This window comes from Mixta sp. BE291, from assembly GCF_031457955.1.
Lineage (GTDB): Bacteria > Pseudomonadota > Gammaproteobacteria > Enterobacterales > Enterobacteriaceae > Mixta.
In genome coordinates, this window is the sequence record NZ_JAVDXN010000003.1 from 320,228 (window position 1) to 333,663 (window position 13,436).

Genomic DNA, 13,436 nt, shown 5'->3' on the forward strand with positions numbered 1-13,436 from the left:
ATCGGATGGCGGTTTACTCAGCGGCGGACTATCGTCAGGCATCAAATCAGAAAACGTGACGCCCAGGCTCCGCTTTGCTGTGCTAATCATACAACCAGCGGCCCGCTTTGGCTGATTCAATAAACATACGTATGGTGAGGGCTGATTTATCCAAATTTTGATTTTTGCGCTTAAAAAATGAGGCTTCCCAGGGATAGTAGTTTCGCAGCGAAAATTTATCTGCGCTTACATTAAAATGTTGAAAGTAAGCCTCTGCCATATCGCCGACATCGTCCCATTCATGCAGGCTCTGTAATGGCTCATCTTCATCGATAACAACCTTTTTCAAAAGCAACGTTGTTACCACCGGCAGCTTTTTTTCAATAAACTGGCGGACATCCTTTTCCAAAGTGTTGTTCACCATACTTTATCCTCTGGCCTTGCTAACATCCCTTCCGAAATAAGCGCATAATTAAACGTAGCGTACGCTGTTAATCATACAACCAGCGGCCCGCTTTGGCTGATTCTGAAAACATTTTTACCGTCAATGGTTTTCTCTTTGCCGTAACCATATCCTTAAAATGACGTCCTTTAAAAAAACGCTGAGAAAAAGTCAAATTCTCCCAGGGAAAATAGTTACGCATATCCATAGCGGAAATATCAATGCCATACTTATTACAATAATCATTAATTACGTAGGGCAACTCATCGGCTGCTGCATAATCTTGTAACAGCGTTTCAAGTTCAAGCGGAACAGCCTGGCATTTTTGGTTCACCGGTCGGGATAGCTCCTTACGAAAAAAGGCCAAAATTTCTGCATCACTTACCATATTTTATCGTCCCCTCTGGCAATAGCGTTATATTTTGATATCGTTTTAAACGTAATTGAATAAATATCGCTTGCCAGTATAACCCATCCGACAACCGGAATCGCCCGCCCTACAAACGTACCGATTTTATGCGTCATCAGTATTTTCAGACGATGAGGTGGATATCCACCGATGACAGAAGGAAGCTCCAGTCCCCACGGGAACTGAGCGTTACCAAAAGCTTTCCTTGCGCCGCGTGATGCTAAAGAGGTGCCTGGAGTGGCGTTAGCAAATTTCCCTCTGGTTGACAGAATATTAAGGCCCGCAACAATCCAGACGCTTAATATAACGTTCCCGGTCGCTAATCATGAATTGCATTTTTATAGTTGTGATATATGCCAACATTTATCTATATCAAGCACATCCCTCTGGCAGGCACCTTTAATAACCTTGCCGCATTAACCCTTCCTTTAATTACAGCGGGTGGGCGCCTCACCCGCCGTTTCTCAACTTTTTCGAGAGCAGCAGACAATATAATTCATATGTTTCCGCTGAGCGTGGAAATAGCGCAGCATACCGAGAAAGCGCTGGCGGTTTTCGCGGTTCTTTAAACCGTTAAAAATAATTTTCACGGTGCGCAGCAGGCCTTCATCTTTAATCATGCCGCGCGGCGACATCAGCGTCATTTTATCGTTATGGCTATCGACCTGGCTAAAACCGCTTTGATAAAACATCTGTTGCCAGCTTTCTTTGCTCATCGGACTGACGTTAGATTTCACTACCTGCTGTAGCTGGGTATCCGCACTCGCGGGCAGCTGACCGTTGGTTAACATAATATCGTGCGTTAACAAACAGCCGCCGGGCTTTAACACGCGATAATACTCCTGCACTAAACGCAGTTTTGCCTTATCCGCATACATGGTGAGCATGGCTTCATTGATTACCGCGTCAAAACTGTTATCAGGGAAAGGGAGATGATGCGCATTGGCTTCGCTAATCTGAATGCGATCGCTCAGCCCGGCGGCGGCAACGTTTTCACGCGCCTTGCTCAGCGCCTGCTTATCCATGTCGACAGCATGAACCTGGCAGCCGAAGCGCGAGACCAGTTCAATCGAGGTGGTGCCCATATTACAGGCGATTTCCAGCACCCGGCTCTGCTCATTCAGCCCCGCCTGCGCCATCAGCCATTCAGTCGCCTCTGCGCCGCCGGGACGCAGCCGGGTTTTGCCCAGGCTGGCGAGAAAAGTATGCCCTGCTTTATTACTGTCAGACATGATCATTCACCCATAAAAAAAGATGCATATATTATGCACCTTTCATTGGGCGAAGTTAAACCGGAAGGCGCCCTCTCCGGCAGCAGAGAGGGCATCAGGCATTAATAATCAAATTGGCGGTAATAGCGGCGAATATTAAGGTCGTGTCCGGTATTTTTTTCAAAGTGCGCCGCCAGACGATCCACCAGCAGCGTTGAGGCCACGCACGGCGCGACAATCCAGCGGAAAGCCTCATCTATACCGTTCAGGCGATAATCACGCGGATCGATCACCACCACATGGTCGCTGATCTTACGGGCAAACGCCTCCACCCGATCGTCCAGCGTCCGGCATTTCCCTTCGCCTTTCACCAGAAACAACGGCACCTCTTTCTCCAGCAGCTCCAGCGTGCCGTGGAAAAATTCGGCCGAACTCACTGACTTAGTGCGCTTCCACTGCATCTCTTCCAGAATGCACATGGAGAAAAGATAGACTTCGCCCCACATCTCCGCGCCGCCAATCCACATCATATAGTCGCGGTCGTGATACTGGCGGGCAATCTCATCGGCTCGCGGGTCGAAATCACGCTTGGCCTGCAGCAGGTTCTCCGGCAGCAGCTCCAGCTGACTGGCGAAGCGTTCATAATCGTCAAATTCGCCGTTCAGCGCGACCAAACGGAAAAACAGCCAGTAAAGCAGCATATATTCATATTCCACGCCGTTTTTATGGCGCATCGGAATATGCCAGCTGGCGCTGCTGGCTAACGGTGAATCTTCATTTTTAGTAATCGCCACCACGCGAATGCCTTGCGCTTTACACCACTGCGCTATGGCAACCGACTCTTTGGTATCGCCCGATTTAGAGAGCGTAATCACCACCGAGTCTTTATTTAATTTTTTATTGCCCTTATTAATTAATTCCGCCGCCTGCTCGGTATAAACCGGCAGCGAGGTACACTCTTTGGCAAACTCATTGATTGCCATCATCGGTGCCAGCGAACCGCCTACCGAGGCGAAAAACAGATTGCTGTAACCCGTTTGATGAATATTTTCCGCTACCTGTTCAGCGATTTTACGCGCAGCGATGATCTCACGAGCACTGGTCAGGTACTCGTCCTGATTAAAACCCAACATATTTTTTCTCCTGAGGAATTAAATTTTGCTTTGCAGCACCTGGTCGAAATCGTCAAATATCCGCACGCTTAAATTAATGCCTTTCAGCGTGGCGACCCGATAAGCCATTATTTGTACCGGCACGATTAATAACAGCGGCGCCAGTAACGGATCGATAGAGAGATTCAGCCCCAGCTGGTTTTCATGGCTTTCCCCCTGGGCGCAGAGGGTAAACGCCGCCTTCACGTGCGGGCGCATATAATCACGCAGGGCGGCAAGGCGCGGATGCGGCGCATCCTCTATAAACAGCAGCAGATGCGTGTTGTTCGCCTCCAGATAAGGGCCGTGCATATAGGCTTCCAGCTCAAAGCCGCTCGATGGGCAGCGCACCGTCTCGGTAAACTTGGTTTCGAACTCTTTTGCCACGCCCGCCAGCGCGCCATAGCCGATAGCGATATAGCGCGGCGCGGCGGCCAGCACCGCCTGATGCTGCGTAATAAACGCATCGGTGCGGCGTATTACCTCCGGCAGCCGCTGCGCCAGATTGTGCAGCGCGCTCACTCTATTATCGCAGGCATCGCTATCCAGCGTTCCCTGCGCCTCCCCGGCCAGCATGGCGATCAGCAGCAGGTTCAACACCGTGGCGCTAAAACCCAGCGTAACAAAGCCCACCGGCTCAATACCGCAGTTAATATCCAGCACCGCGTCCGCTTCACGCGCCAGCGGGCTGTTGCTGTCGGCGGTCAGACACCAGACCTTGTGGCCCGCCGCCTGCGCCTTGCGCTGCGCTTCCAGCGTTGAGTGGCTTTTGCCGCTTTGCGATAGCGTGATGGTCCAGTCAACGGCGTCATCAACGCGTTCATAATGCGTAAAGGGATAGGGCTCTTTAATCTCTACCTGAATATTCGCCCACTGACTAAAGGCAAAAACGGCGCACTGGGCGGCATTCAGCGACGATCCGGTCGCCAGAATCAGCAGACGCCGCACCGGCTTTTGCGCCAGCCTCTCTGCTACCAGCGCCAGCGTCTGCGGATATTCTTGCAGAATACGCGCCAGCACCTCCGGTTCGCGTTCGATACAGTCCATCATCGTGACCGACATAGTTATCTCCTCAGAACAGACCAATCCATGAACCCAGGATGCCGACCACCGCCATCCCGCCAATAATCGCCAGCGGCTGCACCTTCTTGCCCAGCAGCCAGTAAACAATGCCGAAACTCAACAACGGCAGCAGGCAGGGCATGATGTCGTTAATAATCGCCTGCACCTGCGTTTTCGCTTCGCCCGTGCCGAACGTCACGGGAATGGTGATATCGATCATCGAGGCGGTCATCGCGCCCACCACCATCAGTCCGATAATCGACGCGCCGTAGGTTACGCTCTCCATCATTCCGCTTTTCTGAATGCGCTGTAGCACGCCGGTGCCCAGCACATAGCCCCAGCGGGTAAACAGCCAGCGCACCAGGATATGCGGCACGTTAAAAATCAGCACAAACAGAATCGGCCCAAGAATATTGCCCTTCAGCGCCAGGCTGGTGCCGATGCCGGTCGCGATCAGCCGCAGCGTGCCCCAGAAAAAAGAGTCGCCCAGTCCGGCCAGCGGCCCCATCAGCGATGCTTTTACGTTATCGATCGAGGCGCTATCCATCCCGCCGTCGTTGCGGTTTTTCTCTTCCATCGCGGCGGTAATGCCGAGGATCAGCGTGACGATATGCGGCGTGGTATTAAAGAAAACCAGGTGGCGTTTTAGCGCGCTCACCAGATCGTCATGGCGCGTGTAGAGCTTTTTCAGCACCGGCATCATCGCGTAGACAAAAGCCAGGTTCATCTGCCGCTCATAGTTCCATGAGAACTCCATCTGGAATGAGCGCCAGAAAACGCGGCGCAGGTCGCGCGGGGTAATCTGCGGCTCTGCCTGCTGCGGGTCATCAGAAATCATCTTCGTCATCTTTCACTCCTTCTGCCGTTGAGGCGCGCTGCACCGGCTGCTGCGTCATATTGACCATCACCACCGCGACAATCGCGCCGAGAATGGCGATGCCGGTCACCGGGATGTTGAGATAGGCCATCAGCACAAAGCCTAAGAAAAAGTAAGGCGCGACCTTTTTGTTGATCAGCAGCCGCGCCAGCATGGCAAAGCCCAGTGCCGGGATCATACCGGTGGCCACGCTCAGTCCGTGCTTAATAAATTCCGGAATCGCGTCGAGCAGGCTTTTTACCGCGCCGCTGCCGACCATAAACGAGACGGTAACGATGGTCGCCAGCATCAGCGACAGGCCAAAGCCCGCCAGCAGGTGCATACGCTCAATGCCGCCGGTGTTGCCCTGCTCCGCATACGCATCCGCCTTATGGCTGAGCGTGGGAATAAACAGCCCGAGGTAGACGTTTTTCAGCACCAGCGTCAGCGTGGCGATCGGCAGGCCGAGCAGCAGCGCCGTTTCGGTGCCCGCGCCGGAAGTAATGGCGAAGGCAACGCCAAGAATGCCGCCGGTCACCACATCAGGCGGGATCGAAGCGCCCACCGAGAAAGAGCCGATAAAAGCCAGCTCCAGCGTCGCGCCCATGATCACACCGGTTTGCACATCGCCCAGCACCAGCCCGGTCAGCAGGCCGGTGACGATCGGCCTGGAGAGCAGCGAGGTGCCTAAGGCATATTCAGACTGGGCGATAAACGCCACCAGCCCCAGCAATAATGCTTCTGTCATCATCGCTCCCCGCGCTACAGCGCTTCGCTAAACAGCTGTTTGCGATCGCCCGGCACCTGACGAATTTCAATCTCTTTGCCCGCCTGTGTCAGCGACAGCAACAGCGAGATCTCATCCGGCATGACGTTGATCGCTTTAGAAATATTACGGCTGCCCTCTTTGGCTTTAATGCCGCCAAGGTTAATGCTCTGAATCTCCGGCACCGCCGTCGCCAGCCGCCAGGCATCGGCGACCGATTCCACCACAATAAACAGCTTATATTTGTCGGTAACGCCGCTTTTGATCGCCTCGATGGCGTCGTCGATATTTTTGATTACCAGCTTCACCGCGGGCGGCTTCGCCAGCTTGATGGTGGTTTTGCGCAACTCATCGTTAGGCACATTGTCATTGGCGATCAGAATGCAGTCGGCGCCAATGTACTGTGTCCAGGAAAAGGCGACCTGGCCGTGCAGCAGTCGATGATCGACCCGTAAGAGCTTTATCATTGTTATCCTCCTCGCTCAGAAATCTTTGTCCGCGCAGCGGGCGCTGCTGATGGTCTGGTTGCAGTACTGCATCCCCTCGCGGGCGTTGTGCAATGCTTCGTTTATCAGCTGGATCGCCGGTTCATCGGGCGAGGCGATCAGCATTTCAATCACCAGCGGCAGGTTTAATCCAGCCAGCAGGTGGAAGTCGGGCCGGTGCAGATAGCGAATAAATTCGTTATTCACGCTACCGGCGAAAATATCCGTGATAACGATCAGCTCATCCTGCGGCGTAAACGCGGCCATCAGGCTATCGACCTGGCGGGTTAAATCGTCGTTTTCATCGACATAAGCACACAGCGCGTGCAGGTGCGGCTGCTCGCCAAGAATTAACTCCACGGATTGACGGATACCGGCGGCAAACGAGCCGTGGCTGGCAAAAATGTAATGACGTTTCATCCTGACCTCATCAAGCGGTTCCACGCGTTAATAAGAGCAAGCGGCGTGCCAGAAATAGTGGCGCGCCGCGTAATGAACGGAACGGAAAGGTTAAAACTCTTGATCTGAAGGGATAAATTCCGTTTTCCGGTGCAGAATATCGTGGATGTAATGCAGCTCGGCGTCGGGGATTTTGACACTGTAGCTGGCCTCAATGACACTAAACGCCTCGCGCAGCGCGTTAAGCGCCTGAGACGGACGCTGCGGCCCGCGGTAGCGTTGAATCGCCGCCTGACGAATCAACCGCTCGATCAGACAGCTGATATGAATATAGAGCGCCACCTTGCGATCGTTGGTCAGCGCCAGCCCGGCCAGATGCTCATAGCGCAGCAAAAACTGCTCGACCTGGTTAATCACTTTGCCGGTATCAAGAATGGTCACCGACTCAATGACCCGCCGCAGCGAGAAGTTCTTCACCAGCTGATTATTGATCTCCTCTATCTGCCCGGCGCTGGTCAGCGGGCCGAACAGCGCCCTCAGCGTGGCGCTGCCCGTGCCGGAAATCAGTGACTCCAGCGAAATCCACGGCACCGGCAGATGCGGATCGAGGGTGCCGACCACCGCCAGCACCTCATAACGCGCCAGCAGCGGTTCACGCTTCGCCTGGTCAATCAGGCTGTCGTAGTCGCAGGCGACCATCTCTATCGCCAGCGCTTCAGGAATGCTGGCCTTCAGCAGCGCGCTCAGGTTCGTCGCCGCGCCCAGGCCGGTGGCGCAGGTGGTGATGATCGCCCGCGGTTTATTCTGTCGCGGCCAGATCAGCTGATGCTCAACCGGCAAGTCGTCCGCCACCTCATTTACAATCGCTTCAGGCAGATCGCCGCGCAGAATGCGCTCGCCCACGTAGAGCGCCATGCGCGTCGAGACATTATTGATAATCGCCACCGGCGTGGTAACAGGCCGGTCAAAGCGTTGATAGATGGCGTTCAGCGATCCCATATCCACCAAAATTACCAGCCCGGAAGCCAGCGCGTTGCGCTCGATATAGTGCATCACCTCGCTGGCGATCGCTTCCGGCGTAACGTCCAGCGGCATATCGAACGATTCAAACACGTTGCTTTTCAGCAGGCGATTCGCCACGTTAGCGATGCTGCTGGCGGTGGCGTAGCCGTGCGCCAGAATCACCGCGCGCGTTACCTGTTTCTGGCTCAGCACGCCGGTCTTTTGCAGCCAGAGAATCAACAGCAGCGCATCGATCCGCTGCGGCTGCAAATCAAGCTTATGAGTGACCGCCGCCAGCACCTCGTGACAAAAGCGGCAGAGCAGCGGATAGCGCTGTTCCAGCTGAAGCGAGAGCTGGCGGATAAATTCCGCATTAAGACGGGCGGGCGTTTCGCTGGCGCGATGCAGCAGATAGTGGCTCAGGGCATAGATGCAGTTGCCGTTGAATTGCAGGTTAAAACGCTTTTCCAGCCGATAAAATTCCTCGCGTACCTGACTGCTTGCCAGCAGCAGCATGGAAGATTCTTGCTGGTTACGATGGGCGAAAATAAGCTGGTCGAACAGGCTTTCAATCTCGTTGCCCATGCGCTTTTCCATCTCTTCCCATGCCAGCGTCCCGCCGCGCCAGTTTTCAAACAGCGCCAGCACGGTAAGCTGCGCATCCTGAATCAGCAGCTGCGCGCCGTCCCGCTGACGCAGCAGCCAGGGCAGCGACACCGAACGATCGATCACCAGCGGCTCCGCCTGCGTGTCATCAATCGCGGGCAGCTGAGCCATAACCGTTTCCGGCAGATCGTGCAGCGTGACATCGAGCATTTCACGACTCATCTGTCGCGCCCAGGCGGAAGCGACGCTGTATTTCACTGCGTTTTTCATCTCGCCAACGTTGCCGCGCCAGAGGTGCTCGCCCAGCGCGCTAATCAGGCGCGGGCTGAGGCGTAAACGCCCACCAACCTTTTGCGCCTCGTGCCAGAAAAACTGCATCATCAGCGCCTGCTTTTCCTGCGGGCTGCGGCTCGCCAGATCGGGCAGCGTAATCTGGATCGGGATACGACGAATAAAGGTGGTCAGGAAAGTGCTGTGAACCTCTTCGGTGGTGGCGAAGATCAGTCGCGTCGCTACTCGCTGTGCCTGCGCGGTTTCGCCCAGCCGGTAAATTTCGCCGCGATCGAGCCAGGTGAACAGTTTCTCCTGCCCTTCCGGGTGCAGGCGGTGAACCTCATCCAGAAATAAAATGCCGCCGTGCGCCGCCTCAAACGCGCCCGGTTTGTCATGCAGCGCGCCGGTAAACGCCCCTTTAACATAGCCGAACAGGTTAGCGGTCAGCAGCTCCGGGTTGCTGGCATACTGGGCGCAGTTAAAGTTAATAAAGGGCGCATCGGGCGCGATAACCTGCTGAGCGATGGCATATTCATGCAGCAGCTGCGCCATATAACTTTTGCCGGTGCCGCTGTCGCCGGTAATCAGCAGCGGCAGCCCGCCGTCGGGATAGAACAGCGCGGTTTTCAGCTGCTCGATCGGTTTCTTCAGGCTCCCTTCATGACCGATCAGTAGAGCGAAATGGTCAGCCTGCGGCGCGCTCTCGCCCTCTTCCGCCAGCAGCTCGCCGACGCTGGCATATTCGCTGCGCGACAGCGGGAAAAACTGCTGCTCAAAGCTGGCTTTATGCAGAAAGCAGACCGGGCGGCCATTGATTTTTATCAGCTCGCCCTGCGCCACCAGTTGGTTGAGATAGTGACTGGCGGTATTACGCTGCATAGCGAAACGCTGCGCCAGCCAGGCGGCGGTAAACACTTCGCTGACCTGTTGCGGGTTAAAAAAATCGGTCTGATTAATCAGGAAGTTCAGTAATTTATCTTTACGCATCATCGCATCCCCGGTTTACAACTCAGGGCTATGATGCCGTGAACCACGCCGTCACAACCGTCAGCGCACCGGGGAATTGTTATTTTGTGGGATGCCGCACAGATTGCTTTCCTGCAGGCAATGAATCACAGGCGGGCGGCTATCCTTTATTAGCGCGCCAACGTATTCCATTTTGCTCGCCATAAAACTTACACAGCAAATTACCCTGCCCGACTGTGATTTCCGTAAAATCGGATATTGATGCAAAACTTTTAGCGGTTTTATTATTTACTGCAATAGATTTGATGCCTGCGGACGATGCTGAAGCAATGCCGTTGTTTGAATCTTCAAAGGCCAGAGCAAATTCAGGGTCAATATTGAGTTTTTCAATCGCCATTTGATAGGGCTGCGGATCAGGCTTACCTTTGCTAACGTCATTTCGCGTGATAATGCAGTCAAATACATTGAGTTGATGCTGGGTTATTACACTTCCCACTTTTTCAGGCCAACTGCTGGTCACCAGTCCTATTTTTACCGTACTTTTCTTTAATTGAAAAATAAACTCACGCACACCCTTAATTAAAACATAATTCGCTTCTTCCTCCCGACGATCTACTTTTTGGTGAAAAGTCTTGCGTACCACTTCTGTTTCACCCGGTAAGATATGCTGTAGCGTAAAGTGATGAGAGGCCCCAATAATATAATTATCAATGTCATCCTGCGTAAGGTTATAGCCATATTCTTGCGCAGTCGTAACCCAGGCATTAATAATCGCCTGATTAGAATCAATAATTACGCCATCTAAATCGAACAGAACGGCTTTAATTTCTTTAATTATCTTTTGCGGCATCATTTTTCCTTGTTACTAAAAATAGATCATTGAAATTAATAGCGCTAATAATCCCCTCCCGCAGTACGCTCAATGCCTCATGTGGTGTATTTATAATGGGTTCTTCATGGCGATTGAAAGAGGTATTAACCAGACAGGGCTGTCCAGTGAGGGTATACCATTTGTTGAGTAGTTGATACATAAAGGGATCTTGCTCATTTTTTACAATTTGTGGCCTCGCTGTACCATCAATATGCACTACCGCAGGGCACATCGATAGCATTACCGGTTTGCATTTATAAGTAATTGTCATAAACTCTGCCGTTTTGTCAGCGGGAGACCAGTTTACTAACGATAACTCAGCTAAATTTTCTGCAATTACCGGAGCAAAAGGCATAAACTCGGTTCTTTCCAGCCTTTTATTCAGCCAAAGATTGGTTTCTTTATTGTTTGCATGATAAATAATACTACGCTTGCATAATGCCCGTGGCCCAAACTCCATTCTTCCGCGAAAAAAGCCCATTACATGATTATTTTTAAGCAAATAAATAACTGACTCTTGCATATTGGCAGGCTTTTCGACTGTTAAATCACCTTGTTCTGTTAACAACAATTCAATTTCAGCATCAGTAAACGCCGGTCCCAGAGCCATGCTGTTGAAACAACTACGCAGACCACTTTCTCTCCATTGCGCCGTTACGGCTGCAGCTAGTGGTAACCCTTCATCTCCCATACAAGGAAGGACAAATACCTTTTCAATACCAAGATTTTCCTTCAGAGCCTGGTTTAAACGCACGTTACCGAAAAGCCCGCCAGCAAGACATAAATTATTTATCTTATGATTATCCACATAGGGGCGTACCAGCTCTGTTAATATGTTTTCTATATGTTTTTGAGCAGCAGCAGCGATATCTTGTGGAGAATATTTACTGATTTCATCAGTCAGGGTCGTTGAATAACCATGATAAGAGGGCACATAGTATTCACCACAATTAGCGACTAATCGATGATTTTTAACATCAATCATTTTTTTCATTAAAGGTAAAGCTTTCTGCGGATTACCATGTGCAGATAACCCCGTTATCTTCCCTTCATGTCTGTTAGCTTTAAATCCAAGCAGGTGCGTTATCCTGCCATAAAAATAACCTAAACTATCAATCGTAGTTTCCCTTTGTAAAACCGTTTCTTTCCCTTTGTCAATATAACGAATGGTAAGTGAAACAAAATCACCACGCCCATCACAGGTCACAACAAGAGTCTGTTCAAAAGGAGAGCAGAGCCAGGCTCCCCAGGCATGCGTATCATGGTGGTCTATATAGCAAACTTTACTTTTTAAACGATTATCTACAATAAAACGATCAAACTCCGCTCGTTTTTCTTTATCGTTAATAATTTCATCGGCAACTCTTTTTTTCAAAAGATTAATATTATCGAAATTATGTATACATTCATAAATCACTCTTTCCACATATAAATTTAAAGAATAATCCTCATTGAAACCGGCTTTCCAGCCATAGGCAACTATATCTATATCCTCTAGTTTTTTATTTGCAACGGAAAGAACAAAATTTATCGATTGCGTTGGCCAGATTTTGTGTGCTTTGATACGCGTAAATCTTTCCTCATGTACAGCGGTTAATATGTCCCCGCCGTCTATCAGACAAGCACCGGCTGTGTCGTTATTAGCAATACCTAATATCAACATACCCTCACCTCCTGACCGATCGATTTCCCCGGCGATGATTGCTGAAACTGCCGTAATGCCTGGGTACTATCTTCTGCGCAAATGCGAAAAGGTGGAATATAAAACCCCTGCCTCAGAAGCGCGCGAATAATCTCACCTGCGTCTGAATCCTCTAACGATTGGGGCACCACGACATCTTTATGGACAAGGAAAATAAAATCTTTATTCATCGTTACTCCGTCAGTCTACGTTGCGTTTGCAGCAAGGTGGTTTCTGCATGTCGCCTGGCATCATTGAAAATCGGTTATCTATTATTAAAGGCAATGTAGCAGGAAAAATATAATCATATTTTTTCTGCTTGTGATAACTTATCGGAATGGATACGCAATTATTACGCGCTTTTTTAATGCTGGCTAACACCGGTAGTTATCATGAAGCGGCGAAAAAATTATTTATTACCCAACCCGCCCTGACGAAAAAGATTCAGGCGCTTGAGCATGAGCTGGATCTTCACCTTTTTATACGCGGCCGTCATGGTAGCCAGCTGACGCCTGCAGGAAAGCAACTGATACCGTATGCTCAGGCGGTGATGAAACAGGTTGAAGATCTGCGTCAGCATGCGCTTGATATAAGAGACGGCAACGCCGGGAGTTTAGCGATTGGCTTTGGTATCTCCAGTATTCGCATTGCCCCTGAACTGGTGGCGCATTTTCGTCGGCGCTTTCCACAGGTTAATGTCAATCTGGAGGACATTTCTTCGACGCAGCAGGCCGATGGGCTATATGACGGCAGCTTACAGTTGGCTTTTATGCGCCTGCCGGTTGAACCGCCTCTCTGCTGTCTGAAGCTGAGTACGGAAAAATTGGCTGTTGCGATAACAGCAGAACACCATGCCTCGTTAGCCAGTAAGCTACGAAACGAGAACGACTATCGCCCGTTGGCTGATTTGCCCATGCTCCAGCTGACGCCTGAGCGCGGCCCAGGGCTGAATCAGCAAATAGCGCGTTTCCTGGCGTTTAATAATATCGCCGCCAACATTATCCAACGTTCACGCGATATACAAACGTTGCTGGCTTTGGTCGCCACCGGCATCGGGATTGCCCTGGTGACTGAAAGCGCCGCCAATATTGCGCCGCGTGGCGTCACATTTATTCCCCTGTTTGGCCCTTATTCATCATGGGAGGTTGGGCTGGTCTGGAATCCTGTTGTTGAGGATCCCATCAGGGATCGATTTATCGAGGGGGTAAAAACTCACCGCCTTGTCTAAAGGCCTGTGGTCTGTTTCATGCTTGTCCATTAGCTTTTTGCCCGCTTCC

At 51.5% G+C, this 13,436-nt stretch carries 15 protein-coding genes; 1 reads left to right on the forward strand and 14 read right to left on the reverse strand.

The genetic code is table 11. From position 1 onward, the window contains the following. Nucleotides 1–82 precede the first annotated feature (82 nt). From J2X14_RS09030 to J2X14_RS09095, 14 genes are all read right to left on the reverse strand, one after another. The gene (locus J2X14_RS09030; protein ID WP_352410886.1) at nucleotides 83–403 is read right to left on the reverse strand and encodes a DUF1493 family protein; all 321 of its coding nucleotides are present in this window, start codon (nucleotides 401–403) and stop codon (nucleotides 83–85) included. Nucleotides 404–470: 67 nt separating this feature from the next. Then, nucleotides 471–809, reverse strand: a complete 339-nt coding sequence (locus J2X14_RS09035) for a DUF1493 family protein (RefSeq protein ID WP_352410887.1) — start codon at nucleotides 807–809, stop codon at nucleotides 471–473. Further along, complete coding sequence (locus J2X14_RS09040; protein ID WP_502889989.1) at nucleotides 803–1,135, reverse strand: STM2901 family protein; 333 nt, start codon at nucleotides 1,133–1,135, stop codon at nucleotides 803–805. Before J2X14_RS09040 ends, J2X14_RS09035 begins: the two co-directional genes overlap by 7 nt. Before the next feature lie 159 nt (nucleotides 1,136–1,294). Further along, the gene (locus tag J2X14_RS09045; protein WP_352410888.1) at nucleotides 1,295–2,062 is read right to left on the reverse strand and encodes a class I SAM-dependent methyltransferase; all 768 of its coding nucleotides are present in this window, start codon (nucleotides 2,060–2,062) and stop codon (nucleotides 1,295–1,297) included. A gap of 101 nt (nucleotides 2,063–2,163) precedes the next feature. After that, a complete protein-coding gene (locus J2X14_RS09050) occupies nucleotides 2,164–3,174 on the reverse strand; it encodes an SIS domain-containing protein (RefSeq protein ID WP_352410889.1) in 1,011 nt (336 codons plus the stop codon). 18 nt (nucleotides 3,175–3,192) lie between these two features. Beyond that, a complete protein-coding gene (locus J2X14_RS09055) occupies nucleotides 3,193–4,254 on the reverse strand; it encodes an SIS domain-containing protein (protein WP_352410890.1) in 1,062 nt (353 codons plus the stop codon). Nucleotides 4,255–4,264: 10 nt separating this feature from the next. Further along, nucleotides 4,265–5,092 carry a PTS system mannose/fructose/sorbose family transporter subunit IID gene (locus tag J2X14_RS09060; protein ID WP_352411082.1) on the reverse strand — a complete coding sequence of 276 codons (828 nt, stop codon included), beginning with the start codon at nucleotides 5,090–5,092 and terminating at the stop codon, nucleotides 4,265–4,267. Then, on the reverse strand, nucleotides 5,082–5,858 hold the full coding sequence (locus J2X14_RS09065; protein ID WP_352410891.1) for a PTS mannose/fructose/sorbose/N-acetylgalactosamine transporter subunit IIC: 777 nt from the start codon (nucleotides 5,856–5,858) through the stop codon (nucleotides 5,082–5,084). The genes J2X14_RS09060 and J2X14_RS09065 overlap by 11 nt, the downstream gene beginning before the upstream one ends. 14 nt (nucleotides 5,859–5,872) lie before the next feature. Continuing rightward, a complete protein-coding gene (locus J2X14_RS09070) occupies nucleotides 5,873–6,343 on the reverse strand; it encodes a PTS sugar transporter subunit IIB (protein ID WP_352410892.1) in 471 nt (156 codons plus the stop codon). 15 nt (nucleotides 6,344–6,358) lie between these two features. Beyond that, nucleotides 6,359–6,781, reverse strand: coding sequence for a PTS sugar transporter subunit IIA (locus J2X14_RS09075; RefSeq protein ID WP_352410893.1), 423 nt, complete (start codon nucleotides 6,779–6,781; stop codon nucleotides 6,359–6,361). Nucleotides 6,782–6,871: 90 nt separating this feature from the next. Then, complete coding sequence (locus tag J2X14_RS09080) at nucleotides 6,872–9,628, reverse strand: sigma-54-dependent transcriptional regulator (RefSeq protein ID WP_352411083.1); 2,757 nt, start codon at nucleotides 9,626–9,628, stop codon at nucleotides 6,872–6,874. Nucleotides 9,629–9,767: 139 nt separating this feature from the next. Then, nucleotides 9,768–10,460, reverse strand: a complete 693-nt coding sequence (locus J2X14_RS09085) for an HAD family hydrolase (protein ID WP_352410894.1) — start codon at nucleotides 10,458–10,460, stop codon at nucleotides 9,768–9,770. Continuing rightward, on the reverse strand, nucleotides 10,438–12,141 hold the full coding sequence (locus J2X14_RS09090; protein WP_352410895.1) for a carbamoyltransferase C-terminal domain-containing protein: 1,704 nt from the start codon (nucleotides 12,139–12,141) through the stop codon (nucleotides 10,438–10,440). The genes J2X14_RS09085 and J2X14_RS09090 overlap by 23 nt, the downstream gene beginning before the upstream one ends. Next, nucleotides 12,135–12,350 (reverse strand): hypothetical protein, encoded by a 216-nt coding sequence (locus tag J2X14_RS09095; protein ID WP_352410896.1) that lies wholly within the window; start codon nucleotides 12,348–12,350, stop codon nucleotides 12,135–12,137. Before J2X14_RS09095 ends, J2X14_RS09090 begins: the two co-directional genes overlap by 7 nt. A 146-nt stretch (nucleotides 12,351–12,496) precedes the next feature. Here J2X14_RS09095 and J2X14_RS09100 point away from each other — a divergent pair, with 146 nt between their 5' ends. Continuing rightward, a complete protein-coding gene (locus tag J2X14_RS09100; protein WP_352410897.1) occupies nucleotides 12,497–13,387 on the forward strand; it encodes a LysR family transcriptional regulator in 891 nt (296 codons plus the stop codon). The last annotated feature ends 49 nt before the right edge of the window (nucleotides 13,388–13,436 follow it).

Excerpts from the sequence above, each read along its gene's own strand:
- J2X14_RS09030 (WP_352410886.1), bottom strand. The coding sequence starts at position 403 with ATGGTGAACAACACTTTGGAAAAGGATGTCCGCCAGTTTATTGAAAAA.
- J2X14_RS09035 (WP_352410887.1), bottom strand. The coding sequence starts at position 809 with ATGGTAAGTGATGCAGAAATTTTGGCCTTTTTTCGTAAGGAGCTATCC.
- J2X14_RS09045 (WP_352410888.1), bottom strand. The coding sequence starts at position 2,062 with ATGTCTGACAGTAATAAAGCAGGGCATACTTTTCTCGCCAGCCTGGGC.
- J2X14_RS09050 (WP_352410889.1), bottom strand. The coding sequence starts at position 3,174 with ATGTTGGGTTTTAATCAGGACGAGTACCTGACCAGTGCTCGTGAGATC.
- J2X14_RS09055 (WP_352410890.1), bottom strand. The coding sequence starts at position 4,254 with ATGTCGGTCACGATGATGGACTGTATCGAACGCGAACCGGAGGTGCTG.
- J2X14_RS09060 (WP_352411082.1), bottom strand. The coding sequence starts at position 5,092 with ATGATTTCTGATGACCCGCAGCAGGCAGAGCCGCAGATTACCCCGCGC.
- J2X14_RS09065 (WP_352410891.1), bottom strand. The coding sequence starts at position 5,858 with ATGACAGAAGCATTATTGCTGGGGCTGGTGGCGTTTATCGCCCAGTCT.
- J2X14_RS09070 (WP_352410892.1), bottom strand. The coding sequence starts at position 6,343 with ATGATAAAGCTCTTACGGGTCGATCATCGACTGCTGCACGGCCAGGTC.
- J2X14_RS09075 (WP_352410893.1), bottom strand. The coding sequence starts at position 6,781 with ATGAAACGTCATTACATTTTTGCCAGCCACGGCTCGTTTGCCGCCGGT.
- J2X14_RS09080 (WP_352411083.1), bottom strand. The coding sequence starts at position 9,628 with ATGCGTAAAGATAAATTACTGAACTTCCTGATTAATCAGACCGATTTT.
- J2X14_RS09085 (WP_352410894.1), bottom strand. The coding sequence starts at position 10,460 with ATGATGCCGCAAAAGATAATTAAAGAAATTAAAGCCGTTCTGTTCGAT.
- J2X14_RS09090 (WP_352410895.1), bottom strand. The coding sequence starts at position 12,141 with ATGTTGATATTAGGTATTGCTAATAACGACACAGCCGGTGCTTGTCTG.
- J2X14_RS09095 (WP_352410896.1), bottom strand. The coding sequence starts at position 12,350 with ATGAATAAAGATTTTATTTTCCTTGTCCATAAAGATGTCGTGGTGCCC.
- J2X14_RS09100 (WP_352410897.1), top strand. The coding sequence starts at position 12,497 with ATGGATACGCAATTATTACGCGCTTTTTTAATGCTGGCTAACACCGGT.